This is a genomic window from Novosphingobium sp. GW821-FHT09E05 (assembly GCF_059416165.1).
This window is the reverse complement of record NZ_JBWKOQ010000001.1, coordinates 389,705-415,240: the sequence shown is the minus strand read 5'-3', so window position 1 is coordinate 415,240 and position 25,536 is coordinate 389,705. Positions and strand designations below refer to the sequence as shown.

At 68.4% G+C, this 25,536-nt stretch carries 17 protein-coding genes and 1 tRNA gene; 9 read left to right on the top strand and 9 right to left on the bottom strand.

What is annotated here, in order from left to right:
• Positions 1 to 22 precede the first annotated feature (22 nt).
• The 4 genes from AC07M9_RS01955 to AC07M9_RS01940 all read left to right on the top strand — a co-directional run bounded on the left by AC07M9_RS01955 (position 23) and on the right by AC07M9_RS01940 (position 7,531).
• Complete coding sequence (locus AC07M9_RS01955) at positions 23 to 1,135, top strand: ROK family protein (protein WP_494880875.1); 1,113 nt, start codon at positions 23 to 25, stop codon at positions 1,133 to 1,135.
• 123 nt (positions 1,136 to 1,258) lie between these two features.
• Entirely contained in the window at positions 1,259 to 1,879 is a 621-nt protein-coding gene (locus AC07M9_RS01950) for an FMN-binding negative transcriptional regulator (protein ID WP_494880874.1), read from the top strand.
• Positions 1,880 to 2,050: 171 nt separating this feature from the next.
• Entirely contained in the window at positions 2,051 to 4,276 is a 2,226-nt protein-coding gene (locus AC07M9_RS01945; protein WP_494880873.1) for a TonB-dependent receptor, read from the top strand.
• A gap of 171 nt (positions 4,277 to 4,447) precedes the next feature.
• Positions 4,448 to 7,531 (top strand): amidohydrolase family protein, encoded by a 3,084-nt coding sequence (locus tag AC07M9_RS01940; protein ID WP_494880871.1) that lies wholly within the window; start codon positions 4,448 to 4,450, stop codon positions 7,529 to 7,531.
• 99 nt (positions 7,532 to 7,630) lie between these two features.
• Here AC07M9_RS01940 and AC07M9_RS01935 read toward each other — a convergent pair.
• Positions 7,631 to 7,707, bottom strand: a tRNA-Arg gene (locus AC07M9_RS01935).
• Between the two features lie 98 nt (positions 7,708 to 7,805).
• On the opposite strand from AC07M9_RS01935, the gene AC07M9_RS01930 reads away from it, so the two are divergent.
• Together AC07M9_RS01930 and recF are read left to right on the top strand one after the other, a co-directional pair.
• Positions 7,806 to 8,552 (top strand): queuosine precursor transporter, encoded by a 747-nt coding sequence (locus AC07M9_RS01930; protein WP_494880869.1) that lies wholly within the window; start codon positions 7,806 to 7,808, stop codon positions 8,550 to 8,552.
• 37 nt (positions 8,553 to 8,589) lie between these two features.
• Positions 8,590 to 9,681 (top strand): DNA replication/repair protein RecF, encoded by a 1,092-nt coding sequence (gene recF / locus AC07M9_RS01925; RefSeq protein ID WP_494880868.1) that lies wholly within the window; start codon positions 8,590 to 8,592, stop codon positions 9,679 to 9,681.
• Here the strand turns inward: recF and AC07M9_RS01920 are convergent.
• Positions 9,678 to 10,379 carry an arylesterase gene (locus tag AC07M9_RS01920; protein ID WP_494880866.1) on the bottom strand — a complete coding sequence of 234 codons (702 nt, stop codon included), beginning with the start codon at positions 10,377 to 10,379 and terminating at the stop codon, positions 9,678 to 9,680. The genes recF and AC07M9_RS01920 overlap by 4 nt on opposite strands.
• A gap of 51 nt (positions 10,380 to 10,430) precedes the next feature.
• Here AC07M9_RS01920 and AC07M9_RS01915 point away from each other — a divergent pair, with 51 nt between their 5' ends.
• The gene (locus AC07M9_RS01915; protein WP_494883866.1) at positions 10,431 to 11,153 is read left to right on the top strand and encodes an ABC transporter ATP-binding protein; all 723 of its coding nucleotides are present in this window, start codon (positions 10,431 to 10,433) and stop codon (positions 11,151 to 11,153) included.
• Positions 11,154 to 11,303: 150 nt separating this feature from the next.
• On the top strand, positions 11,304 to 13,829 hold the full coding sequence (locus tag AC07M9_RS01910; protein WP_494880865.1) for an ABC transporter permease: 2,526 nt from the start codon (positions 11,304 to 11,306) through the stop codon (positions 13,827 to 13,829).
• On the opposite strand, the gene AC07M9_RS01905 is transcribed toward AC07M9_RS01910, so the two are convergent.
• Positions 13,826 to 14,290 (bottom strand): DUF805 domain-containing protein, encoded by a 465-nt coding sequence (locus AC07M9_RS01905; protein ID WP_494880864.1) that lies wholly within the window; start codon positions 14,288 to 14,290, stop codon positions 13,826 to 13,828. The two genes, AC07M9_RS01910 and AC07M9_RS01905, sit on opposite strands and share 4 nt — an antisense overlap.
• Before the next feature lie 273 nt (positions 14,291 to 14,563).
• Positions 14,564 to 17,263 (bottom strand): TonB-dependent receptor, encoded by a 2,700-nt coding sequence (locus AC07M9_RS01900; RefSeq protein WP_494880863.1) that lies wholly within the window; start codon positions 17,261 to 17,263, stop codon positions 14,564 to 14,566.
• Between the two features lie 270 nt (positions 17,264 to 17,533).
• Between AC07M9_RS01900 and typA the strand changes: the two genes are divergently transcribed.
• A complete protein-coding gene (gene typA / locus AC07M9_RS01895; RefSeq protein WP_494880861.1) occupies positions 17,534 to 19,366 on the top strand; it encodes a translational GTPase TypA in 1,833 nt (610 codons plus the stop codon).
• A gap of 193 nt (positions 19,367 to 19,559) precedes the next feature.
• Here the strand turns inward: typA and AC07M9_RS01890 are convergent, their stop codons facing one another.
• The 5 genes from AC07M9_RS01890 to AC07M9_RS01870 form a co-directional block, all read right to left on the bottom strand.
• On the bottom strand, positions 19,560 to 20,417 hold the full coding sequence (locus AC07M9_RS01890; protein ID WP_494880859.1) for an outer membrane protein: 858 nt from the start codon (positions 20,415 to 20,417) through the stop codon (positions 19,560 to 19,562).
• Between the two features lie 219 nt (positions 20,418 to 20,636).
• Entirely contained in the window at positions 20,637 to 21,494 is an 858-nt protein-coding gene (locus AC07M9_RS01885; RefSeq protein ID WP_494880858.1) for a TorF family putative porin, read from the bottom strand.
• Positions 21,495 to 21,838: 344 nt separating this feature from the next.
• Complete coding sequence (locus tag AC07M9_RS01880; protein ID WP_494880857.1) at positions 21,839 to 23,383, bottom strand: SulP family inorganic anion transporter; 1,545 nt, start codon at positions 23,381 to 23,383, stop codon at positions 21,839 to 21,841.
• Positions 23,380 to 24,069, bottom strand: coding sequence for a carbonic anhydrase (locus AC07M9_RS01875; RefSeq protein WP_494880856.1), 690 nt, complete (start codon positions 24,067 to 24,069; stop codon positions 23,380 to 23,382). Before AC07M9_RS01875 ends, AC07M9_RS01880 begins: the two co-directional genes overlap by 4 nt.
• Before the next feature lie 130 nt (positions 24,070 to 24,199).
• Positions 24,200 to 25,492: an ATP-binding protein gene (locus AC07M9_RS01870; protein ID WP_494883865.1), complete on the bottom strand. Its 1,293-nt coding sequence runs from the start codon at positions 25,490 to 25,492 to the stop codon at positions 24,200 to 24,202.
• Positions 25,493 to 25,536 lie beyond the last annotated feature (44 nt).

The window sequence follows — 25,536 nt, the reverse complement described above, 5'->3', positions numbered from 1 at the left end:
CCGCTCGTGCCGGAGGCCGGACATGCACATATCCTCGTTCGACAAGGACCAGCGGCGCATCATCCATGAACTGCGCAAGGCTGGCCCGCTGTCGCGATCGGCGCTGGCGCTGCGGCTGGAAATCAGCGGAACGGCACTCACCCGGCTTTCGCGCGAACTGCTGACGCTGGGGGTGCTGGAGGAAGTGCCGGACGCCGAGGTGCATGGCCGCGGCCGTCCGGCGATCCCCCTGCGCCTCGCCTCGCAGGGTGGCTACGCAGTGGGGGCGACGGCGCACAAGGGCATGCTCGACATCGCGCTGGTCGACTTCGCCGGCGCGACCATCGCCGTCCGCAGCGAGGCGATTCCGCCGATCGACCCGCGCGAATTCGCACGGATGGTGCGGCGGATCACGCACGACCTGGTGGACGAGCACCGCCTGCTCGGCCGCCGGATGCTCGGCCTCGGCGTCGCGGTGCCCGGCCCCTCGCTCGGTCCGGGCAACGACCGCTGGAGCGTGGTGGACGACATGCCCGGCTGGCGCGGCACACCCCTGCGCGAGATCCTCAGCGCCGAACTCGGCTGGCCGCTGTGGATCGAGAACGACGCCAACGTCGCCGCCATCGCCGAGTTCTACCTCGGCGGGCTGATGCGCGATTTCTCTACCGTGGTGGTACTGCTGCTCGGCTACGGCATCGGCGCGGGGGTGATCGTCGACGGGCGGCTGGTGCGCGGGCAGTTCGGCGTCGCCGGCGAAATCGGCTGCCTGTTCCCCGGCGACCGGCCGCGCCCCAGCCCGCTCGACCTCCTCTCCACGCTGCGGAGCGGGGGTTGCCCGGTCTCCTCGGTGGGCGAGATCGACCCCGATGCCGGGGACCAGCGCCAGGTGATCGAGGCCTGGATGGACCGGGCGGCCCGCCAGCTCGAGGTGGTCTGCAACACCGCCTTCGCCTGGCTGGACCCCGGCGCCATCGTGCTGGCCGGCACCCTGCCCCTCGACATCCTCGAGGGACTGGCCCAGCGGCTGCACGGGGCCGACCTCGTCACCACCGTCAAGGACCGCCGGCCGCCCGTGCAGGCCTCGGGCCTGCGCGGCTCGCCGATCACGCTGGGCGCCGCATTGCTGCCGATCCACGCCTTTTCCGCCGACGGATGAACGCCCGTTTACATGGCCGTCCCGGATTGACGGGCAGGCACGCCGCACTGGCCCCGCTTGGACCCGCTATTCTTTCAAAATTGGCCGATTGAAGGGGCGACCGCTCGGCGCGACAGTGCGAGAATGAAGTTCCCGTCAGGCACGACGCAAGACCTGCTGCAGCTCATCCGCGAGCATCCGCTCGCATGGCTGGTCTCCGCGCGCGCGGGGCGCTTCCAGGCGATCCCGCTGCCGCTGCTTGCCGAGACCGACGACGCGGGCGAACTCGCAGGCCTGTTCGGCCATTGCTCGCGCGCCAACCCGCAGGTCGCGCACCTGCGCGCCGATCCGCGCGCGCTGGTGCTGTTCTCGGGACCGCACGGCTACATGTCGCCCTCGCTGGTGAGCAATCCGGTGTGGGTGCCGACCTGGAACTACGCGGTCGCGGCGATCGAGGTGGATGTCGCCTTTGTGGAGGACGAGACGCTCGAGTCGGTGGTGCGCCTGTCGGACGCCATGGAGGCCGGCCTGCCCGATCCCTGGACGATCGAGCGCGCCGGTCCCCGCGTCGAGCCGATGCTGGGCCGCATCATCGCTTTCCGCGCGGCGGTCCGTTCGACCTGGGTCAGCTTCAAGCTGGGCCAGGACGAGACGCTGACCGCGCTGTCCGAACTCATCTCCGGCACCGGCGACGACGCGCTGGCCGGGTGGATGACACGCATGAACGCGCAGCGCCTCCCGCAGGAAGCGCTCGCCCAGGACTAGGCCGCGACCGGCACGCGCCGGGACGAGCGCAGTCGAGGGAATTTCCCGGATCACGCCGAAGCGCGGGGCCGGGGGAAGTCAGGGAAGCCGGCAGCAAAAAGCCGGTGACAATCAAACGAGGGTGGACCGCCCATGAGGCGCGTTCGCTCCGAAAACATGAGGGTTAGACCAATGAAGACCTTGTTCCGAACTGCGATACTCACTTCCACCACTCTCGGGCTGGGCATTGCGATGCCCGCCATGGCGCAGGATGCCGCAGCGGACGCCGTTGCCAAGGACGACATCATCGTCACCGCGACCAAGCGCGAACTGCGCATCAGCGACGTGCCGATGCCGATCAGCGCGGTCAGCGGCGATCAGCTCAAGGCGATGAACGCCAACTCGCTGGCCGACTACATCACCCGCCTGCCGGGCGTGGTCTTCAACGACTACCAGCCGGGCATCTCCGAGGTCGTGATCCGCGGCATCGCCGCCACCACCTACCACGAGCAGGGCCAGACCACCGTCGGCTACTACCTCAACGAAGTGCCGCTGGTGGAGCCCGGCTTCCCGATCGGCATTCCCGACATCGACACCTTCGACCTCAAGCGCGTCGAAGTACTGCGCGGGCCGCAGGGCACGCTGTTCGGCACCTCGACCCTCGGCGGCGCGGTGAACTACGTGGCCGAAACCGCCGACACCTCGAAGATCGACGCCGCTGCGCAGGGCCTCGTCGGCAGCACCAAGAACGCTTCGGGCCAGCTCAACTACGCCGCCAAGGCCATGGTCAACGTGCCGATCATCCAGGACAAGCTGGCGGTGCGCGTAATGGCGCTCCAGCGCGTCGACGCCGGCTACCTCGACAACCCGGGCATCGGCGTGAACGGCTCGAGCGACTACCGCACGCGCGGCCTGCGCGGCTCGATCGTCGCGACGCCGACCGAGACGACCACGCTCACCTACATGTCGACCTACCAGGACACCAAGCTCGACGACCAGACCTACCTGGACCTCGACAATCCCTACATCCGCAACACCCCGCGCGCCGAGCCGCAGAAGACCGACTTCTGGATGAACAGCCTGCGCGTCGACCAGGAGCTGCCCTTCGCCACCCTGACCGTGATCGGCGCGGTGACGGCGAAGAACAACACCACGGTGTTCTCCTATCCCTACCCCTACGTCACCGGCGTCACCACCGGCGACGACGCGGCCTATTCGCTCGGCGATGCCCATGCCAACATCAAGTCGTTCGAAACCCGCCTCGCCTCAATCGGCGACGGCCCGGTCCAGTGGCTGATCGGCTTCAGCTACATGAAGGCAAGGAAGCACAGCGACGACCGCATCTACCAGGGCGGCGCGGCGGCCTTCATCGACGCCAATCCCGCGCTCTACGGCGGAAATCCCGGCAGCCTGATCGCGCCGGACGACGCGATCTACGGCTATCTCTCGGACACGAAGAACGAGAATTTCGGCGTGTTCGGCGAAATCTCGTGGGAGTTCGCCACCGACTTCAAGTTCACCCTGGGCGGCCGCTACTACAATACCCGCAACAGCGCCGAGATCACCAACGCCCCCGGCTCGCTGGCGCCCGGCAGCTACACCACCGTCGCCTCCAGCTTCGGCGTGAAGCAGAAGGAAGACGGCTTCACCCCCAAGGTCTCGGTCTCGTGGCACCCGAGCAGGGACCTGCTGGCCTACGCGACCTACTCGCAGGGCTATCGTGAAGGCGGGCCGAACCCCAACGCGGCGATCCTCACCGGCATCCCCACCAGCTACAAGAGCGACACGGTCGACAACTACGAGGCCGGCGTGAAGGCGAGCCTGTTCGACAACGTGCTGACCATCGACCTCGCCGCCTTCCATATCGAGTGGAACGACATCCAGGCCCGCCTGTTCACCGACGCGCCCTATTACTACTCCTACGTCACCAACGCGGGCGGCGCCAAGATCGACGGCGTCGAGTTCGCTGGCTCCGTCCAGGCCAACCGCATGATCAGCTTCGGCTCCAACGTCACCTACCAGGACGGCCGCCTCAGCAAGTTCCTGCCCGATACCTTCGCGCTGGGCGGCGGTTATGGATCGGGCACGACGCTGCCGGGCTCGTCCAAGTGGTCGGTCGCCAGCAACGTGCGCTTCGAGATGGTCGATACCCCCGGCGCGCCGAGCATCGAGCTGGCGCACCGCTACCTCTCGAAGGCGCCCGTCGCCTTCGGCAACGACGCCACGCGCGGCGGCTTCTCGGTATTCGACCTGCGCGCCTCGATGGGCCTGGGCGAAAACATCCGCGTGATGGCCTTCGCCAACAACCTGTTCGACAAGTTCGGCGTGCTCAACGCGCCGTTCACCTCGCAGGCGGTCCCGGCGGGTTCGATCATCCGCCCGCGCACGATCGGCGTGAAGCTAGACTGGACGATGTGATGCGATCGGCGGCGGGGTCTCGAGAAGGGCCCGCCGCCGTACTATTGCAAGAGCCACCTTGAATTCGCCGACCTCACCCTGAACCAAAAATCCTCGTCGCCCACCCGCGCGGGGACGACCGGGCGATTTTCCGTTACGCCCGATGGCCCCAGCAACCAGGACAGACCCTTGATGCGTTCGAGCGCCCTCCTTGCCGCCGGCCTGCTGGCTCTTTCCGTCCCCGCTCACGCGGCAGACGAAACGCTCACGCTCCAGCCCACGCGGTCGCTGCAATTCACCGCGACGACCGCGACCTGGACCCAGCTCGACCTGTCGCCCGACGGCCGGACGATCCTGTTCGACCTGCTCGGCGACATCTACGCCCTCGACGCACAGTCAGGCGGCGCCGCGCGGCCCGTGCTCACCGGCATGGCCTTCGAGAGCAACCCGGTGTTCTCGCCCGACGGCAAGCGCTTCGCCTTCCTGTCCGACCGCTCGGGCGCGATGAACCTGTGGGTCGCCAACCTCGACGGCAGCGGCCTGAAACAGCTGTCGCGCGACACCGGCATGGAAGTCTGGTCATCGCCCGCGTGGTCGCCCGACGGCACCAAGGTCTACGCCTCGCGCATGACGCGGCCCATCCTCGCCTTCGAGCTGTTCCTGTTCGACGTGAACGGCGGCGCCGGCATCCGGATCACCGAGGCCGGCTCCCCCGCCAACTGGGACACCCGCCACAACGCGCTCGGCGCAGCCGTCTCGGCGGACGGCGACTTCCTCTATTATTCCACCAAGCTCGGCCACACCTGGACCGAGGACGACCCGCCGAACTGGCAGATCGCCCGCCGCGACCTGCGCACCGGCGCCGAGGACATCGCCGTCAGCGCGCCCGGCGGCGCCCTGCATCCCGCGCTGTCGCATGACGGCACGCTGCTCGCCTATGCCAGCCGCAACGGCGCCGAAACCGGCCTGCGCCTGCGCAACCTCGTCACCGGCGAGGACCGCTGGATCGCCGCCAGGATCGACCACGACGCACAGGAAGGCGGCTACTACGCCGACCTCACCCCGCGCTTCACGTTCGCGCCCGGCGACAAATCCATCGTCCTGGGCCTGAACGGCGGCATCGCCCGGCTCGACGTCGCCAGCGGCAAGGTCGCGCCGATCCCCTTCACCGCCCAGGTCGACCAGGCGATGGGGCCCCTCACCCGCGTCTCGCAGAAGCAGGACGACGGCCCGGTCCGCGCCCGCATCATCCAGGGCCCGCGCCAGTCGCCCGAAGGCAAGACCCTCGCCTTCACCGCACTCGGCGCGCTCTACGTGCAGCCGCTCGTCGGCGGGGCCCCGCGCAAGCTGGTCCCCGCCGACGCCTTCCAGCCCAGCTGGTCGCCTGACGGCAGGACCCTCGTTTACGTCACCTGGACCGCGAAAGATGGCGGTCAGGTCTGGACGATCCCCGCCGGCGGCGGCAAGCCCCGGCAGCTGACCAAGGCGCCGGCCTACTACACCGAGCCCCGCTTCACGCGTGACGGGCGCAACATCGCCTTCCTGCGCGCCAGCCAGTTCGACCGCCTCCAGACCGTCAGCGAGATCGACCCCGCCCGGCCGACCGACATCGTCACCCTGCCGGCTTCGGGAGGCGAGCCGCGCCTCGTCGCCCATGCCTTCGGCGCCCGCTCGCTCCAGCTCGGCCCCGACACCGCACGCGTGTGGTTCCTGGCGCCAGCCGGGCTGTCCTCGGTGCCGCTCGCCGGCGGGTCCGCGCAAGTCGAGGTCAAGGTCGTCGCGCGCAACATGGGGCAGTACGTCGGCGTGCCGACGCCGGTGCAGGACCTGCGCCTCAGCCCCGACGGTCGCCAAGTCCTCGCCCGCGCCGCCTCCGAACTCTACCTCGTCGACATCCCGCCCGCCAATGGCGCACAGGCCCCGACGATAGACCTCGACGCGCCCGCGATCGCCGCGCGCAAGCTGACCCGCATCGGCGCCGACTTCATGGACTGGAGCGACGACGGCAAGACCCTCGCCTGGTCGCTCGGCGCCACCTGGCGCCGCATCGCCGCTGCCACGGCCGCCGCATCCGCCCCCGGAGCGGCCGAAGCCGCCGCCGAAACCCACCGGGTCGAGATCACCGTGCCGCGCTTCGTGCCGCAGGGCGTGCAGGTCCTGCGCGGCGCCACCGTCTACCCGATGGCCGGCCCCGAGACGATCCGCGACGCCGACGTCGTGGTCTCCGCCGACCGGGTGCTCGCGGTGGGTCCGCGCGGTTCGGTCGCCATCCCGGCTGGGGCGCAGATCCGGGACGTCGCGGGCAAGTTCATCGTCCCCGGCTTCGTCGACACCCACGCCCACTGGTTCGAGATCCGCCGCACGATTCAGGACACCGCGCACTGGGACTTCGCGGTGAACCTCGCCTACGGGGTCACCTCGGGCCTCGATCCGCAGCCGTTCACCTGGGACGCCTTCGTCTACCAGGACATGATAGACGCCGGCATGACCCCGGGCCCCCGCGCCTGGTCCACCGGCCCCGGTGTGTTCGTTAACAGCAACATAGCGTCGAAGCAGGACGCCATCGACGTCCTCACCCGCTACCGCGACTACTACGGCACCCGCAACATCAAGCAGTACATGACGGGCGGCAGGGCGGTGCGGCAATACGTGATCGAAGCGGCGAAGGACCTCGGCATGATGCCCACCACCGAGGGCGCCGCCGACCTCACCATGGACCTCACCCACGCGCTCGACGGCTATTCCGGCAACGAGCACGCGCTGCCGATCAGCCCGCTCCACGACGACGTGATCCAGCTCATCGCCCGCAGCCGCATGTCGTACACGCCCACCATCGGCGTGCTCTACGGCGGCGGCGGCGCCTATGCGCAGTTCATCCGCGAGCGCCGGCCCGACCGCGATCCGCGCTGGGCCCATTTCGTGCCCCCCGGCGTCGCTGCCTCGAAGCTGCGCAACCGCCGCTGGCTGCCCGGCGAAGGCGAGACCTACCAGCGCTTCGCCCGCGACGCGCTCACGGTGCAGCGCGCCGGCGGCCTCGTCGGCGTCGGCAGCCACGGCGAGATCCAGGGCCTCGGGTATCACTGGGAAATGGAGGCGCTGGCCTCGGGCGGCGGCACCCCCATGGAAGTGCTGCATGCGGCGACCATCGGCTCGGCCGAAGTGATCGGCCATCAGGCCGACGTCGGCAGCTTGGACCCGGCAAGTACGCCGACCTCGTCATCCTCGACGCCGATCCGGCGGCGGACATCACCAACACCACGAAGATCTCAGGCGTGATGAAGGGCGGCTTCCTCTACGATCCTGACACGCTGGCGATCGTAGGGCCGCAACCGCATCCGGCGCCGGAACGCTGGTTCGCGCAGGAGAAATAGAAACTGGCGCGCCCGACAGGGTTCGAACCTGTGACCCCAAGCTTAGAAGGCTCGTGCTCTATCCAGCTGAGCTACGGGCGCGCGCGGCTTCCCCATAGCGCGGTTGCGGCGCTTGGCAAACCAGATGGCGCCGTAAACTTGTGCTTTGCGGCGCCGTAAAGCCGCGTTACGCAAGCGACATGAACGCCAGCCCGGATGCGCCGCCCAGCCCTCACCTGTCCCGCATCGACGGCCTCGCCGGCGCCCGGCGGCACTTCCGGTACTTCGACTACGTCATGGTCGCCTTCGTGGCGATCCTGCTGCTCTCCAACCTCATCGGTGCCTCCAAGCTGGCCTCGCTTGGCGGCGTGACGTTCGGCGCGGGCATCCTGTTCTTTCCGGTCAGCTACGTGATCGGCGACGTGCTGACCGAAGTCTACGGCTACGCCAATGCCCGCCGCTGCGTCTGGGCGGGCTTCTTCGCGCTGGTGTTCATGGCCTTCATGAGCTTCGTCGTCGTCGCCCTGCCCCCGTCCGAGGGCTGGGACGGGCAGGCCGCCTACGAAGCCGTGTTCGGCTCCACCTGGCGTATCGTCCTCGCCTCGGTCACCGCGTTCTGGGCGGGCGAGTTCGTCAATTCCTTCGTCATGGCCAAGATGAAACTGCTGACCGGCGGCAAACACCTGTGGACCCGCACCATCGGCTCGACGGTGTTCGGCCAGGCGATCGACAGCGCGCTGTTCTACCCCATCGCCTTCCTCGGCACCTGGACCACCGGGCAGGTGCTCACCGTCATGGTCACCAACTGGGCGATGAAGGTCGCGTGGGAAGCCGTGTTGACGCCGGTGACTTACGCCGTCGTCGGCTGGCTTAAGGGCCGCGAGGGTGTCGAGGTCTTCGACGACAACGTCGACTTCTCGCCATTTGCCAAGACGCGCTCGGTCTGAGATTGAGCGGAGCGCGCTGAGCGGCTAGGCCGCGCCGATGCTCGACCGCATCCTCCTGTCCCGTTTCCGCAACCACCGCGAGACCGCGGTCGAGGGCACGGCGCAGTTCAACCTGCTGGTCGGCGAGAACGGCGCAGGGAAAACCAACGTGCTCGAGGCGATCAGCCTGCTCGCCCCCGGCCGGGGCCTGCGCCGCGCGCAACTGGCGGACATGCCCGGTCAGGGCGGCGACGGCGGCTTCGCGGTGAGCGCGGACCTCGCCATGCCCCAGGGCGAGCCCGTGCGGCTCGGCACCGGCATCGCGGCGGAACGGCCCGGGCGGCGGCTGGTGCAGGTGAGCGGCGCGCAGGCCTCCGCGCTGAGCCTGGCCGAGTGGCTGTCGATCGGCTGGCTGACCCCGGCGATGGACCGCCTCTTCGTCGAGGGCGCAGGCGCGCGGCGGCGGTTCCTCGACCGGCTGGTGCTGGCCATCGCCCCCGGCCATGCGGGCAACGCCGCGCGGCTGGAGGCGGCACTGCGCGAGCGCAATCGCCTGCTGTCGGACGAGCGCGCACCCGATCCGCGCTGGCTGGACGCCATCGAGACGCAGATCGCAGAGGCCGGCGCGCTGGTCGGGGCCGCGCGCGCCGACCTCGTGCGGCGGCTGGAGGACATGCTGGCTGCCCTCCCCGACGCCCCGTTCGCGCGGCCCTCGCTGGCCTATGTGCCGGGCGGGCCGCTGGAAGCCGAGGCGCTCGCCGCCGCCCTTCGCGAGGGTCGACCCCGCGAACGCGCGGCGCAGCGCACCCTCACCGGCCCCCACCGCGACGAACTGGCGGTGACCATGGCCGGTAAGGACCAGCCCGCCGCCGACTGCTCCACCGGCGAGCAGAAGGCGATGCTGATCGCCGTCACCCTCGCCCATTCGCAATTGCTGGAGAGCAGCGGCGAGGCGCGCCCGCGCCTGCTGCTGCTCGACGAAGTGGCCGCCCACCTCGACCCCGTCCGCCGCGAGGCCCTGTTCGACCGCCTGCGCGCCGGCTCCGCGCAGGTCTGGCTCACCGGCACCGAACTCGCGCCGTTCGAGGCCATCGCGGCCGAAGCGGCGGTATGGGAAGTCAGCGGCGGCGCGGTGCGGCGGGTGGGTTAACCCGCCACTTTCGGCAGCGCGTCCTGTACGTCGTCAACCGTCGCCGCGACGATCGCGTCGATGCCGATGGCGGTGGGATGGACGTGGTCGCCCTGCAGCAGATCGGGCTTGTCGATCACCGGCTGGAGGAAGAACGGCACCAGCACCGCGCCGTATTTCTCCGCCAGCTGCGGGTAGATCGGATTGAACCCCTGCGCGTAGTCGGGCCCCAGGTTCGGCGCCGCCAGCATGCCGAGCAGGACGACGGGAATCTTCTCCGCCTGCAGCCGCTTGAGGATCGCCTCCATATTCGCGCGCGTCTCGGCCGGGGGGAGCGAGCGCAGCATGTCGTTGCCGCCGAGGCTGATGATCACCAGCTCGGGCTTGGCAGCCTGGCTCTTCAGCGTGAAGTCGAGCCGCTGCAGCCCCGCCGCCGTGGTGTCGCCGGAAACGCCGGCATTGGCGATCCGCGCATTCACGCCCAGCGCCCGCAGCGCCTGCTCCATCCGGTCGGGATAGCTCTCGCCGTCCTCCAGCCCATAACCCGCCAGCAGCGAGTCCCCGAAGGCGAGGATGTGCCGCTCCGGACCCATCACGGGGATCTGCGGCGGCGCGTCTAGGGCGCTTTGGGTGGCTTCGGGAGGGGGTGACGGCGCCTTGTCGCAGGCGGCCAAGGCAAGGGTGGAAACGGCAAGGAAGGCGAGAGAATCGAAGCGCAAGGCAAACTCCTTCGGGTGCCCGACTTGTCGGACCGCATGGTGCTATCCCATATGGGGGCGGTGACAAGCCCTGCCCACTCCCCCATCGCCCTTCCCGATCCCACCATCCTTGCCAGCGACCTGCGGCTCACGCTGGGTTCGGGGACGAGCGCGGTGGAGATTCTCAAAGGCATCGACCTCGCCGTGCCGCGGGGCCAGACCCTGGCGCTGCTGGGACCTTCGGGCTCGGGCAAGTCGTCGCTGATGGCGGTGCTGAGCGGGCTGGAGCGGGCGAGTTCCGGCGCTTTGCAGGTGGCCGGGCAGGACTTCGTCGGCATGGGCGAGGACGACCTGGCCCGGGCCCGGCGCGGGCGGATCGGCGTGGTGCTCCAGGCCTTCCACCTGCTGCCGACGATGACCGCGCTGGAAAACGTCGCGACCCCGCTGGAACTCGCCGGCATGCCGCAGGCGCGCGAGCGAGCCGAGGCGGAACTGGTCGCGGTAGGCCTTGGCCACCGTCTCTCGCACTATCCCGCACAGCTTTCGGGCGGCGAGCAGCAGCGCGTCGCCATCGCCCGCGCCCTCGCGCCGCGCCCGGCGCTGGTCTTCGCCGACGAGCCGACCGGCAATCTCGACGCCGCCACCGGCGCGGCGATCGTCGACCTGCTCTTCGCCCGCCGCGCCGAGGCCGGCGCCACGCTCATCATCATCACCCACGACGAGGCCCTGGCCCGCCAGTGCGAGCGGGTGGTGACGCTGGCGGACGGCCGCATCGCGAGCGATCACCATGCGTGACCTCGCCATAACCGTCGTCCCCGACCTGATCGGGGACCGCTGGCAAGGCCGCGCCCACCTCACCGACACGCACACCGCAACAGTGGCCCACGGCAAACTATCGCCTCAAGAGTACCCAGCGGTCCCCGGTCGAGCCGGGGACGACGGAGCATGACACCCCTCCCCTGGCGCACCGCCTGGACCATCGCCCGGCGCGACCTGTCCGGGCGGTTCAAGGGCCTCAGGCTGCTGCTCGTCTGCCTGTTCCTCGGCGTCGGCGCGATCGCCGCGATCGGGACGCTGACCGGCTCGATCGAAAGCGAACTGGGATCGCGCGGCCGGGAAATCCTCGGCGGTGACATCGAGCTCAGGGTGTGGCAGCGCCCGCTGACGGCGCAGGAGAACGCGGCGCTCGGCAAGCTGGGCACGGTCTCGCAAGGCCAGCGGATGCAGGCCATCGCCAGCAAGGGCGACGCCACCGCGCCGGTCGCGCTCAAGGCGGTGGACGCAGCGTGGCCGCTCTACGGCAGACTCGAACTGACCGACGGCCGGCGCGTCGGCGCACCGCCGGCAGGGACGGTGTGGATCGCCAAGGGCACTGCCGCCCGCCTTAACGTCGCGACCGGTTCGCGTGTCGACATGGGCGGCGTGCCCGTGACCGTCGGCGGGATCATCGCCGCCGATCCCGAGCAGATGAGCGAGGGCTTCGCGCTCGGCGACACCGCCATCGCCCCGCTGGACCTGCCCGCCCGCGCCGGCCTCACGAGCCCCGGCGCCATGTACCGCAGCGCCGTGCGCGTCCGCTTCGCCGATCCCCTGCGCAACCCGGAGCCCGTCATCGACGCGCTGAAAGCGCGCTTCGGCGACACCGCCTTCGAGACCCGCACCCGGCTGGCCGCCTCCCCCTCCACCGAGCGCTTCGTCGGCCGCATGGGCGAGTTCCTCGTGCTGGTCGGCCTCGCCGCGCTGGTGATCGCCGGGATCGGGATCGGCGGCGGCGTGTCCTCCTACCTCGAGGCACGGCGCACCTCGATCGCCACGCTCAAGGTACTGGGCGCGACGAGCGGGGACATCGCACGCATCTACCTGCTGCAGGTCGGTACGGCGGCGCTGGTCGGAAGCATGGCGGGGCTTGCCGCCGGGGTCATGGTGACCCCGCTGCTGGCCTCGGCGCTGGCGAGCCTGCTGCCGGTCAACACCGGCTTCACCGTCTCCCCCGCCGCGCTGGCGACGGCCGCCGCCTACGGCCTGCTGGTGGCACTGGTGTTCGCTGCGCCGCCGTTGGTGCGGGCGCGCGGCTGGCCGGCGATGGCGCTGATGCGCTCGCGGGTTTCACCCCTCGCTGCCGACCGCAAGGCGCTGGCGCTGCCGGTGGGGCTCGGCCTTGCCGCCATCGCCGCGCTGGCGCTGGTCAACGCCGCGCAGCCGCTGGTGACGCTGAGCTTCCTCGGCGGATCGGCGGCGATGCTGGGGCTGCTGGCGCTGATCGGCCTCGGCATCCGCAAGGGCGCCGCCCGGCTGCCCCGGCCGCGCGGGCCGATGCTGCGCGCGGGCCTCGCCAATCTCCACCGCCCCGGCGCGCAGACCGGCGCGCTGGTGACCGCGCTCGGCTTCGGGCTTTCCGCCTTCGTGCTGATCGCCGCGGTGCAGACGAGCCTCGACGCCAACATCCGCCGCACCGTGCCGCAGCGCGCGCCCGACTTCTTCGTGCTCGATGTGCCGCTGGCCAGGGCCACCGCTTTCCGTGATGCGGTCGATCAGGCCGTGCCGGGCGCCAAGCTCAAGCTGGTGCCCAATTTGCGCGGCCGCATTGTCGCCTACGGCCCCAAGGACCGCATGACCAAGGTGTCGAGCCTCGGCAAGGACCTGCCCGACGGCGCCTGGGCGCTACGCGGCGAGCGCGGCCTGACGTACTCGGTCGGGGTCCCTGAAGGCAGCACCGTGACCTCCGGCAAATGGTGGCCGGAGATTCCGTGGGGCGAGCCGTTGGTCTCGCTCGACGAGGACCTCGCCGAAGCGATCGGCCTCAAAGTCGGCGACTACATCACGGTCAACGTGCTGGGCGTGGAGCGGACCGCCAGGGTCGCCGCGCTGCGCCGGATCGACTGGGATTCCCTAGGGTTCAACTATGTGCTGGTGTTCTCGCCCGGCGCGATTTCGGATGCCCCCCACAATCTCGCCGCGACGATCGAAGTGCCGGCGGGCGCCTCCACCGCCGGGCTGCTGCCCAAGCTGGTGCGCGCCTTCCCGTCGAGTTCGGTGATCGAGACCGGCAGTCTGCTCCGCGACGCCCGCGCGCTGCTCGACCAGATGTCGGCGGCGATCCTCGCGGCCTCCTCGGTGGCGGTGCTGGCGGGGCTGGCGGTGCTGCTGGGCGCCATCGCGGCGGCGCGTGCGAGCCGGACTTACGACACCGTGATCCTGCGCGTGCTGGGCGCCAGCCGGCGCCAGCTGCTGGTCCTGCAGATGGCCGAGTACGGACTCATCGCCGCGGTGCTCGCGGTGGTGGCGCTGGCGGCCGGCAGCGCGATGGCCTGGGCGGTGGTGGTCAAGCTGTTCGAGTTCAGCTGGATGCCCGACTGGCCCCGCGTCCTTGCGGTGCTCGGTGTGGGCCTCCTGCTGATCCTCGGCTTCGCGCTGGCCGGCTCGCTACCGCTGCTGCGGGCGAAACCGGCGCGCGCGCTCAGGGAGCTTTAGGCGAACACTTCCGCGCCCAGCGGGTCCTTGGGGTCTTCACCGAAGCGGTTGTGCCCGGGCGTGCCGGGCAGGAACAGGATCACCAGGAAGGCGATGCTGGCGATCCAGCCGACGAACGGGATCATGCCCAGCACGATGAAGCCGAGATACCACCAGCCGCTCATGTCGCGGTCGTGCAGGCGGCGCACGGCCACGGCAATGCTGGGGATGAACGTGGCGAGGAAGTAGAGCCCGCCGAGCCCTACGAGTACCATGAACCCGCCGCCCAGGGCTGCGGACGAGATGCCGCCGCTCTCGAGGTCGGTCAGGGCGCTCAGCGACAGGCCCATGGCCAGCGCGATCAGGCCGATCGCCGAGTAGACGATCACGTTGAGCAGGGTGAACGCCCAGTACTCCATCCGCCGCGACCGGCCGTTGAACTCGGCGTAACGCCGAAACGGCATCAGCATGTATTCGAGCATGTCTTTCCCCTTTTTCTACGCGGAATGCCGCGCGGACGCCGATGCGTCATTGTGCCTGCCTTGCAGCACCGGACTATAGGGACAAAGACTCGGTGGGCAACGGGGCAGTTCAGTCCGTTGGAAACGTGGACAAATAGACGCGCGCAGGGTTTGGGTTCCGAGTGCCTTTCACACAGCGCGTTCCTTCCTCGCCAACGCGCAGTCGGGGTCCCGCTTATTCCCGGCCTGCGCCGGGATGACGGAGTTTAGGGTAGGGGCGGAGTCAATCGCCGCTCAGAACCGCATCCGCGCGGCCACGCCGTAAGTGCGCGGCTGGTTGGGGTAGCCGGAGATAGAGCCGGGCTGGGCGGGGCTGTCGAAGATCTGCAGGATGGTGCGGTCGTCGAGCAGGTTGCGGCCCCAGACGGACAGCTCCAGCCCGCTTGCCATCGCGTAGGTGAGCGAGGCGTTGACGTCGTTGATGTCCTGCTTGAACTCCTCCGCCGCCGCAAGCGCGGCCGCGACGCTGGTCACGTTGCCGACACTGTCGCGCACGACGAGGCCCGGGAGACCCTCGACCAGCCGGAACTGCGCTTCGTAATGATAGTCGCCGCGCAGGATCACGCGGTCGCCATTGCCGCCGACCGGCTGCACGAACTCCGCCCCGAAGGTCACCGACAGCGGCGAGACGCTGGCCGGGGTGGTGCCCGAAAGATCGCCGAAAGCGGAGAGCTGGAACCTGTCGTACTTGGGGTCGAGGTAGGTCCAGGCCAGCGTCAGCGTCAGCGGCTCGATCGGCTTGGCCGAGCCTTCGAACTCGATGCCGAAGGCGGACTGCTTGCCCGCGTTGGCGAGGAAGAAACCCGAGCCGGTGAAGACGTTCGACTGGAAGTTCTTGATGGTCTGCTTGAACACCGCGACGTTGGCCGAAACCAGGCCCCAGTTGCCCTTGAAGCCCAGTTCGTAGACCGTCGCGTCCTCGGGGTCGGCGAAGCGGCTGCCGGCGGTCAGGTTGGTCACCGCCAGCCCCTGCGCGCGCAGGGCGACGAGGTCGGCCGGGGTCGGCCGGCTGTCGCGCGAGAGGTTGATCGAGGCCGCCTTGTAGCCGGTCGCCCAGGCGGCGTAGAGGTTGACACTGGGCGTCACGTCCCAGGCCACCCGCGCGGTATAGCTGAAGTCGCCGTCGCTGACCCCGCCCGGCTCGACCGCGTTGGGCACGTTCATGAACGGCGGGAAATACTGGAGCGCGCGCAGCGGATTCAGCGGGTTGGCTGCGCGGTTGTTGGCGTTGCCGTTCGCGAAGGCGACGAGCTGCCGGTAAACCGGCGCGGTGGCCGGGCTGGTGGCGAAGCTCACGACCTGCGCCATGTCGGTCGGGTCCACGCCGACGGAACGCAGCGCGCCGCCGAGCAGCAACTGCTGGCGGAACGCGGCATAGCGCGGGTCGTCGAAGTCGATGGCGGCAAAGACGTCGTTCGAGGTCGTCGCGGTCGAGAAGCGCTTCCTGTCGTGGGTGTAGTTGATGCCGCCGGTCACGATCAGGCCCGGCGCCACCTCGAAATCGAGCTGGCCGAAGATCGAGAACGCCTCGTCCTTGAGCTTGTAAGCCTCGGTCAGCCCGGTGCCGGCCGCGAAGAAGCGCCCCGCGTACTTCGCCGGATTGCCCTCCAGCGCGCCGAAGGTGGTCTCCAGTTGCGGCACGCTGAGCGACCCGCCCGAGAGGCCCTGGACCAGCAGGTTGGCGTAGGGACGCGCGTCGTCGCCCCAGAATACCTCGTTGGCCTGGTCGATCTTCTCGTTGAAGTAGTAGCCGCCGAGCAGGCCGGTGATCCTGTCACCCAGCTCGAAGTTGGCGCGCAGTTCCTGCGTGAAGGTCTTGATCCGCAGATCCTGCCAGTTGCGGCCCAAAAGGTCCGCGCTGGAGAAGTCGGAATCCTGGTTGGTCAATGAATTGGTTCGGCGATAGGCCGTGATCGAGGTCAGCTGCACGCCGCCGAAATCATAGTCCACCTGCCCCGAGAGGCCCCAGTTCTCGATGTCGTTCGAGCTCTGGAAGTTGCCATAGGCAATGTTGTCGTACTTCTCGCCGGGTTGGTTGACGGCACCGCCCAGCGCGAAGATTGCCGCAGTGGACGCCGCCTGCCGCAGGTTGACGACGGCGCAGCAGTTCTCGTCGATCTTGCCGTAGTCGCCGATGAGCCGCACTTCGAGCCCGTCGTGGTCGTCGAACAGAAGCTGGCCCTTGGCGAACCAGCGACCGCGTTCGTTGGTGCGCTCCCCGGTGGCGAGGTCCCTGACGGTGCCGTCGCGCCTGTTGAGGCCGCCGGCCGCGCTGAAGGCGACGTTCTGGGTAAGCGGGCCGGTGACCATGCCCTTGATCACCACGGCATCGTAGTTGCCGTAGCTGGCCTCGACGTTGCCGCCGAACTGGAACTGCGGCTTCTTGGTGACGATCGAGATCACGCCCGCCGAGGCATTCTTGCCGAACAGCGTCGACTGCGGCCCGCGCAGCACCTCGATCCGCTCGACGTCGGGGAAGTCCGCGATCATCGAGGCGGAGCGGGAGCGATACACGCCGTCGATGAAAAGGCCGACCGAAGGCTCGATCCCGGCATTGTTGGCGCCGTTGCCGAAGCCGCGGATGTAGAAGTTGGTGTTGGCGCTCGACTGCAGCTGGTTCACCCGCAGCGACGGCACCACCGACTGGAGATCCTTGAGATCGCGGATCTGCGCGCGTTCCAAGGTGGCGCCGGTGGTCACCGAGACGGCGACGGGCACGTCCTGCAGCGTCTGTTCGCGCTTGGTGGCGGTGACGATGATGGTGTCGGAGTACTGCTCCTCCTCCGCCTGCGGAGCGCCGTCCTGCGCCTGGGCCGACGAGGCTAGCGCCGCCAGCGCGAGCCCGCCCAGCGAGGCCCCTGCCCTCAGCCCCGAGCGGCCCAATCCAATGCCCATGCGCGGTCCACGCGCAGCGCCTGCTGCCATACGCTTCATCGGGATCCCCTGTTCTCCGATCGCGGGTGTCGGCATCGAGCGCACCGGCCTCACCGCGTATCGTAAACGGGCTTTTACGAAGTAACCGAAAGCGCTACAATCAAAGTCCGGGAACAACTGCGGTCATTTCGCACCCATTGTGGCGCCAACGTCACAATCCGGTCCATCGCAGCGCCCTTGCCGAAAAGGCTCATATCCGCTAATGGCGCGCAAATTTTGCAGTGCAGCACGCATCTGCAGGTGCTGCCCTCCTTTCGAAAGAAGACCTGAATGTCCGCCCCGCTTCCACTGCGCAACATCGCGATCATCGCGCACGTTGACCACGGTAAAACCACCCTCGTCGACCAGCTCTTCCGCCAGTCCGGCACCTTCCGCGACAACCAGCGCGTCGAAGAGCGCGCGATGGATTCGAACGACCTCGAAAAAGAGCGCGGCATCACCATTCTGGCGAAGCCCACCTCGATCGAGTGGAACGGCTACCGCATCAACATCGTCGACACGCCCGGACACGCCGACTTCGGCGCCGAGGTGGAGCGCATCCTCTCGATGGTCGACGGCGTGATCCTGCTGGTCGACAGCTCGGAAGGCGCGATGCCGCAGACCAAGTTCGTCACCGGGAAGGCGCTGGGCCTGGGCCTCAAGCCGATCGTCGTGGTCAACAAGATTGACCGTCCCGACGGCCGCCACAGCGAAGTGCTCGACGAAGTGTTCGATCTCTTCGTCAGCCTCGACGCCAACGACGAGCAGCTCGACTTCCCCACCCTCTACGCCTCGGGCCGCAACGGCTACGCCAGCGAAGATCCCGATGCGCGCGAAGGCACCCTGACCCCGCTGTTCGAAAAGATCATCGAGCACGTCCCCGCGCCGGAAGCCGACGTCGACGGTCCCTTCAAGTTCCTCGTCACGCTGCTCGACCGCGACAACTTCCTTGGCCGCATCCTGACCGGCAAGGTCCAGTCGGGCACCGTCCGCCTGAACGACCAGATCCGCGCGCTCGACAGCGAAGGCAAGGTCGTGGAGACCGGCCGCGCCTCGAAGCTGCTCGCGTTCCACGGTCTCGACCGCGTGCCCGTCGACATGGCCAAGGCCGGTGACATCATCTCGATCGCCGGCCTGACCGCCGCGACCGTGTCGAACACGATCGCCGACCCTTCGGTGTCCGAGCCGCTCCAGGCCCAGCCGATCGATCCGCCGACGCTGTCGATGCGCTTTGCCGTCAACGATTCGCCGATGGCCGGCCGTGAAGGCTCGAAGGTCACCAGCCGCATGATCCGCGACCGCCTGGCCCGCGAAGCCGAAACGAACGTCGCCATCCGCGTCACCGAATCGGCCGACAAGGACAGCTTCGAAGTCGCCGGTCGCGGCGAACTTCAGCTGGGCGTCGTCATCGAGACGATGCGCCGCGAAGGCTTCGAACTGGGCATCAGCCGCCCGCGCGTGCTGTTCCTCGAAGACGAGAACGGCAAGAAGACCGAGCCTTACGAAACCGTCGTGATCGACGTGGACGAGGAATTCTCGGGCACCGTCGTCGAGAAGATGGCGATCCGCAAGGGCGAGATGACCGACATGCGCCCCTCGGGCGGCGGCAAGACCCGCATCACCTTCGTCGCGCCCTCGCGCGGCCTGATCGGCTACCACGGCGAGTTCCTGTCGGACACGCGCGGCACCGGCATCATGAACCGCCTGTTCGACAAGTACGGCCCCCACAAGGGCAAGATCGAAGGCCGCAAGAATGGCGTGCTGATCTCGAACGGCGCCGGTGAAGCCGTGGCCTACGCCCTCGGCCCGCTCGAAGAGCGCGGCGTGCTGTTCGTCGGCTCGGGCGAGCCGCTCTATGAAGGCATGATCATCGGCGAGAACGCCAAGCCCGACGATCTCGAAGTGAACCCGATGAAGTCGAAGCAGCTGACGAACTTCCGTTCGACCGGCAAGGACGACGCCATCCGCCTCACCCCGCCCCGCGTGATGACGCTGGAGCAGGCGATCGCCTACATCGACGACGACGAGATGGTCGAAGTGACCCCCAAGTCGATCCGTCTGCGCAAGGCCCTGCTCGACCCGAACGAGCGCAAGAAGGCCGGCCGCAAGAAGGAAAACGCCTGAGGCGTGTCCTCGCCGGCCTAGGTCGGCGGCACATTGAAAAGGGCGCGATGGCCAAGCCATCGCGCCCTTTTTCTTGTTTTGCGACCCGGTGGGGTTTGATGCTCCGGGCGTTCGCCGGAAGGACAACGGGGCGCCGGCACAGACGCTGGCCCGTTGTCCCTCCTGCGATCCTCCCGGGAGGATCAGGTCACGGTCAGAACTGGAAGCCGACCGTTGCGCGCAGCGAGTGGTAGTCGAAGTTCTTGTCGCCGCCCTTGAGACGGGTCGAACCCGAATCGAGGAGGAACGGGTTGGTTGCCGGCGCGGTGCCCTGGCCGACCACGACATTGTACTTGTTGTCGGTGTAGCGGTTGTAGAGGTACTCGAGACCCAGGCTCATGTGGTCGGTCACCATGATCTCGGTGCCACCACCGACCTGCCAGCCCCACACGCCCTTGCCGTCGCGCTGCTCGTCGAACGAGTTGGCGGTGTTGGTGGTGGTGAAGGTGTGGTCGAGCTTGGCGTAGCTGCCACCGCCGGTGGCATAGAACAGCGCGCCGCCGCCCGGAGTGTAGCCAGCGCGCAGGCGGGCCGATGCCGACCAGTCCATCTCGCGCTGGATGGCATAGCCTGCCGGCGTGATGCTGTAGCCCGAGACGGCGTCCTTGGCTTCGGTCTTGGCGCCTTCGATCAGGCCGCCGACGACGAAGTTGCCCATGCGGCGGTCGTAGCCGATCCGCGCGCCGTATTCAGCACCGTCACGGTCACCGCGGCATCCACCGGCGGCGCGGGTCGCACCATTGGCACGGCCGTTGCAGAAGCCGGGCGCGAAGGCGTCGGCGCCCGTCGCGGTACGGACGGTGTTGTCGTACTTGCCATCGCCGTCGGTGTCGAACTTGAGGCGCTCGGCGTTGTCCTTGTTCTGGGCGGAGTAGCCGCCGAAGCCCTGGATGTAGACGCCGTCGAAGTGGCTGTCGCGGCCTGAGGGCGCGGCGTCCTGGGCGAAGGCGGGGGCGGCCGACATGGCGGCTGCGAACGCGATGGCAGACATCGCGCGATGAAGATTAGTCATAGGATCCTTCCTGAGCGTGAGGCGGATTATCGCCTTTGCGGAAGGATGAAGTTTCGAAACGGCGCGAGGTTGCTCAGCTCGTCGCAAAAATATCTGACGTTTACAATAATTTACAATTGCAATCTGCCACTTCGTGACAGTGTTCGTCGTTCCACCGCTCGTCGCGGCTATCCCTCGCCCCGCCTCGCCTGAGGCTGGGCGAGGGACACCTCGATCAGGTCAGAAGCCTGCCGTAAGCGAGAACAGCACGGTCGATCCGGCGATCTGCGAACCGTTCTTGGTCGAAGAGAAGTTCGGCTTGAGATAGGCCGACTGCGACTTCGAGATATCGGTATCGACGTAGGCGACGCCCAGCGTCACCGGGCCCAGCGCGAGGTCGGCGCCGAGCATCCAGTCGAGATAGCTGCCGGTCGGCGCGACGCTGGTGCCGTTCGGGCCGAGGCCCGAGTTGCCGTCCGAATAGCCGAGGTGCGCCTTCAGCGAGAGCGGGGTTTCCGGAATTCCGCCGCTGACGTCGCCCCAGACATAGAAGTTGTCGGACTTGGCGCCCGGCGCATCGGGAATGCCGGTCGCATAGGAGTCGGCATCGACGTACCAGCGGCCGAGAGCCTGCTGCTTGGGCGCGTAGGCCACGCCGATCAGCGCCTTGGCCGGGCCCATCGTGGTCGACAGCTTGACGTAGGGTTCCGCGAAATCGGTGTCCGAAGCGCCGCCCGGATACATGTACCAGGTCAGGCCGACATCGAGCGTCACGCCGCTCGACACTTCGGTGGCGAAGCCGCCGACGACGTCGAGTTCCATGTTGGAGCCGCCGAAGGTGCCCCAGCCCGAGAGGTTCGAGGCCCAGGTGGCGACGTAGAAGCCGCTGGCGTGGGTGGCGGTGATGCCGCCCTGGATCGCCATTTCCTTGTCGGTCTGCGAGACGCCGCGGAAGCGGTAGTCGGTGACGAGCCCGACGCTGCCGGTGACGGTGATTTCGCTGGGAGCTTCTTCCTGCGCCATCGCGGGGGTCGCAAGGAATGCGGCGGCGCATGCGATCACAGGGCCGGCGACGCCGGCGAAAAGACGAGACTTCATACGGAACACCCTCATGTTGCTGTTTGTATCACGTTCCGTCCTGCGTCCGGGGCGCGGGCCTCGCTGCGTGGCGGGCCCGTTTCACTCCGGCATGACGAGAACTACGCTGGGGCATTGTCCAGTTGCTTGCCTAATCGTGACGAAACATTGCTGCTTTCTGCAGCGCAACATGTGTGTTCGCATTGCAACACAAAGCACTCGGCTCTGCATCTGGCCAGAGCCGAGATGCAACGCCTCCGCCCTGCGGTCAAAAGAAGCCGGGCGGAAACGCTTTCGCGTTCCGCCCGGAAGGTTAGAGGGCCGGGTGTGAGGGTTCCCGGCCCGCCAGGTATCGGTTGCAAGGCTCAGCCCGGGACGGGCAGTGGCCTCAGGATCGCGTCGGGACCGGTCACGCGGTCGTTCTGGCCACCCTGGCGGCGACGGCTGATCCATTCGGACAGCGTCTCTGCCGTGGTGTGGTCGATCGCCCTGACGCGGTCGAGGTCGAGGTGGACGGGTCGGTTCGCTGGCTGCTTCTCAAGCACCGCGTTGAGGCGGGTGAGGCCGACGAAGGTCGCGGCGCCATGCAGCGCGACGCGGGTCCCCTCACCGTCTTCGTGCTCGTTCACCTTGAGGCGCAGGTGGCGGTAGTGTGGCAGCAATTCGACCACCGAAAGCGCCAGGCCGACGAGCACGCCGGTCAGGAGGTCGGTGGTCACCACCAGGATGAACGTCGCCGCCCAGATCGCGGCAGGCAGGGGGCCGTGTGCCTTGAACAGGTGAGTGACGTGCTTCACGCTGACGAGGCGCCAGCCGGTGACGACGAGGATGCCGCCCAGCGCCGCCATCGGCACTTCGCGCAGCAACCAGGGCAGCAGCGCGACGAACCCGAGGATCCAGGCACCGTGCATGATGGTCGAGAGGCGCGTGCGCCCGCCCGCCTGCACGTTGGCTGACGAACGGACGATGACGCCCGTCATCGGCAGCGCACCGAAGAGGCCGCACAGGAAGTTGCCCACGCCCTGCGCGCGCAGTTCCTTGTCGTACTTGGTGCGCACACCGTCGTGCATCCGGTCGACCGCTGCGGCAGAGAGAAGTGTCTCGGCGCTGGCGATGAAGGCGATCGCAATGGCCGCGATCACGAGCGTGGGATTGGCGAGCGGCGCGAACCACGCGGCGCTGGTCGGGAAGGTGAAGGCGGCGGCGATCGAGGCCGGAACCTCGATCCGCGCAACGTCGAGGCCAAGGCCCCATGCGGCGGCGGTCGCGGCGAGGACGCCGAGCAGCGCGCCGGGAACCAGCGAGAGGGACTTGGGCCGCAGCTTCTCCCAGCCGAGCATGACGGCGATCGTCAGCACGCCGATCGCCAGCGCCATTTCGGTCGCGGCGGCGTTGCTGAAATCGAGGCCAAGCACGCGCGCGGGCATCATCGCCATGTTCTCGAGGCCACTGGCCATCGGCTTGGCATCGAACAGGATGTGAAACTGCCCGATGACGATCAGCGCGCCGATGCCGGCCAGCATGCCGTGCACCACGGCGGGACTGATCGCGCGGAACAGGCCGCCAAGCTTGAGCGCACCGGCCACGACCTGGAGCACGCCTGCCAGCAGCAGGACGGGCCCGAGTGCCTCGAGCCCGTTTTCACGCACGAATTCGAAGACGATGACCGCAAGCCCCGCCGCCGGGCCGCTGACCTGCAGCGGCGATCCGGCCAGCATGCCGACGACGATGCCGCCGATGATGCCGGTGACGAGCCCCCGCTCGGGCGGGACGCCCGAGGCGATGGCGATGCCCATGCACAGCGGCATGGCAACCAGGAACACGACGATCGACGCCGTGAAGTCCCGGCCGAAGTGGGCGAAGAAGCCTGAGCGCTCCTCGCCCGCGGGGGCTGCGGCCACGGCGCTCATTCTGCCGCTTCGAGGTATTCGGTGGCAACGCGGGTGCGCGCGGCCAGCGCGACCGGCAGTTCGCGGTCCTCGCGCAGGACGATGAACTCGCCGGTGTCTCCGTTCAGGCCGAGGACCTGGCCTGCGTGGATGTCCACGAACCAGCCGTGCAGCGTGATCTCGCCGCGCGCGATGCCGGCTGCCACCGAGGGGTGGGTGCGCAGGTGGCTGAGCTGGGCGATGATGTTCTCGAGCGTGATCGCGCGGACGCGCTCCTTGCCCTCGAGGTCGGCGTGGCAGGTGCTGACGATATGCTCGGCGGCGGCGCCGTGCTTGAGCCAGGCGGCGACATTGGGCATGGCGTCGAGGCCGGTCGGGTCGCTGAGCGCCTTCATGGCGCCGCAGTCCGAGTGGCCGCAGACGATGATGTCGCGCACGCCCAGCGCGGCGACGGCATATTCGACGGTCGAGGTCACGCCGCCGTTCTGGGTCGAATAGGGCGGGACGATGTTGCCGGCATTACGGCACACGAACAGATCGCCGGGGTCGGCCTGCACGATGTGCTCGGGCACGACGCGCGAATCGGCGCAGGAAATGATGAGCGCCTTGGGGAACTGGCCCTTGGCGGTCAGTTCACCGAAAAGCTCGCTGCTGGCGGGGAACGTGGTCTTCTCGAAGTTGAAGACGCGGCCGATGAGCTCGTTCATCTCGGATACCTTTCACTGAATTTCATGGCCGCCCGGCGCAGGGCCGGCGGCTTATCCAGAAAACTAGGGATCGAGATTTTCGGCCTTCGGTCGCTAACGTAACGAAAGTTTGCTGCAGCGCAGCGATCGGTCAGTCCGAAGCCAGCGGCAGGCGAATGGTCGCGCGCAGCCCGCCTTCGGGGCGGTTGCGCAGATCGAGCGTGCCGTTCTCCATGCGCACCGCCTTGCCGACGATCGGCAGACCGAGCCCCATCCCGGCGGTATCCCGGGCGCGGGCCGTGTCGAGCCGGACGAAAGGCTGAAGCGCGTCGGCGATACGGTCCTCGGGAATGCCGGGGCCGTCGTCCTCGACGACGATCTCCACCCCGGCCCCGTCGCGCCGAACACTGACGCGGGCGTTGCCGCCGTAGTGGATGGCGTTCTCGATGAGGTTCGACAGCGCCCGGCGGATAGGCACGGGCCTGACCTTCAGGGTGACGCTGGAGGCGCCGGAATATGTCGCATTCGCGCCGTGGTCGGCCGCCGTGTCGACCAGCGTCTCGGCCATGACGGCAATGTCGATCAGTTCGGAAGGGATCGTGCGCCCATCGCTGTCGACGTAGGCCTGGATCGAATCGAGCAGCAGGCGCATTTCCTCGATGTCGTGCGACAGGCCTTCGCGCACTTCGGGATCGACGCTTTCGTCGTCGAGCCGCAGCGTCATGCGCGACAGCGGAGTCTTGAGGTCGTGACCGATCGCCAGCATCGTCTGGGTACGGTCGACCAGCGACTGATGGATGCGGGCCTGCATCTCGTTCAGCGCGCGGATGAGCTCGCGCAGCTCGTCCGGGCCGCGTTCCGGCACCGGACGCGGCGGTCCCGAGCCGAGGTGACGCGTGGCGCCGATCAGGTTGCGTAGCGGCCTCAGCGTCGCGCGTACGAGCAGCCAGGCCAGCGCGATCAGCAGCAGCGTCGGCAGCACGAGGATGGCGATGCGGCCGGCAGTCAGCTTCCAGACGGCATTGGCATGTGTGTGGAAGCGCACCACGCTGCGGTCGGCCAGGCGGAAAGAACCGCCGATATTGCCCTTGCCGGGCAGTTCCTCGAGATGGAGTTCCAGATCGGCGAGCGCCAGTTCCGGCTCGATCCCGACGACCTGGGAACGCAGGTTCGACAGTCCCAGCGAGCCGCGCCGGCGGTCGTCGGGACCGGTCCAGACCAGCCGGAAGCGGTCGGTGGTGAGGACCCGGGCTACCGCGCCGCGCTCACCTGGCTCGGCATGTTCGAGCGTGCGATGAGCGAGGACCAGGTTTTCGGCGATGCGGTCGGCATCATCGCGGCGCAGCTCGAAGGAATTGACGCGGTCGAACAGGAAGCAGTTGGCGGCGAATTCCACCACGACGACGAGCACCAGCACCGCGAGCAGGCGCTCGGGAAGACCCATCCGCCTGAACAGGCCGACAACTTTCCGCACTGTCAGGCCGACCT

Coding starts and splice junctions, on each gene's coding strand:
- AC07M9_RS01955 (WP_494880875.1), top strand. CDS start 23: ATGCACATATCCTCGTTCGACAAGGACCAGCGGCGCATCATCCATGAA.
- AC07M9_RS01950 (WP_494880874.1), top strand. CDS start 1,259: ATGAAGTTCCCGTCAGGCACGACGCAAGACCTGCTGCAGCTCATCCGC.
- AC07M9_RS01945 (WP_494880873.1), top strand. CDS start 2,051: ATGAAGACCTTGTTCCGAACTGCGATACTCACTTCCACCACTCTCGGG.
- AC07M9_RS01940 (WP_494880871.1), top strand. CDS start 4,448: ATGCGTTCGAGCGCCCTCCTTGCCGCCGGCCTGCTGGCTCTTTCCGTC.
- AC07M9_RS01930 (WP_494880869.1), top strand. CDS start 7,806: ATGAACGCCAGCCCGGATGCGCCGCCCAGCCCTCACCTGTCCCGCATC.
- recF (WP_494880868.1), top strand. CDS start 8,590: ATGCTCGACCGCATCCTCCTGTCCCGTTTCCGCAACCACCGCGAGACC.
- AC07M9_RS01915 (WP_494883866.1), top strand. CDS start 10,431: ATGGGGGCGGTGACAAGCCCTGCCCACTCCCCCATCGCCCTTCCCGAT.
- AC07M9_RS01910 (WP_494880865.1), top strand. CDS start 11,304: ATGACACCCCTCCCCTGGCGCACCGCCTGGACCATCGCCCGGCGCGAC.
- AC07M9_RS01905 (WP_494880864.1), bottom strand. CDS start 14,290: ATGCTCGAATACATGCTGATGCCGTTTCGGCGTTACGCCGAGTTCAAC.
- AC07M9_RS01900 (WP_494880863.1), bottom strand. CDS start 17,263: ATGAAGCGTATGGCAGCAGGCGCTGCGCGTGGACCGCGCATGGGCATT.
- typA (WP_494880861.1), top strand. CDS start 17,534: ATGTCCGCCCCGCTTCCACTGCGCAACATCGCGATCATCGCGCACGTT.
- AC07M9_RS01890 (WP_494880859.1), bottom strand. CDS start 20,417: ATGACTAATCTTCATCGCGCGATGTCTGCCATCGCGTTCGCAGCCGCC.
- AC07M9_RS01885 (WP_494880858.1), bottom strand. CDS start 21,494: ATGAAGTCTCGTCTTTTCGCCGGCGTCGCCGGCCCTGTGATCGCATGC.
- AC07M9_RS01880 (WP_494880857.1), bottom strand. CDS start 23,383: ATGAGCGCCGTGGCCGCAGCCCCCGCGGGCGAGGAGCGCTCAGGCTTC.
- AC07M9_RS01875 (WP_494880856.1), bottom strand. CDS start 24,069: ATGAACGAGCTCATCGGCCGCGTCTTCAACTTCGAGAAGACCACGTTC.
- AC07M9_RS01870 (WP_494883865.1), bottom strand. CDS start 25,492: ATGGGTCTTCCCGAGCGCCTGCTCGCGGTGCTGGTGCTCGTCGTCGTG.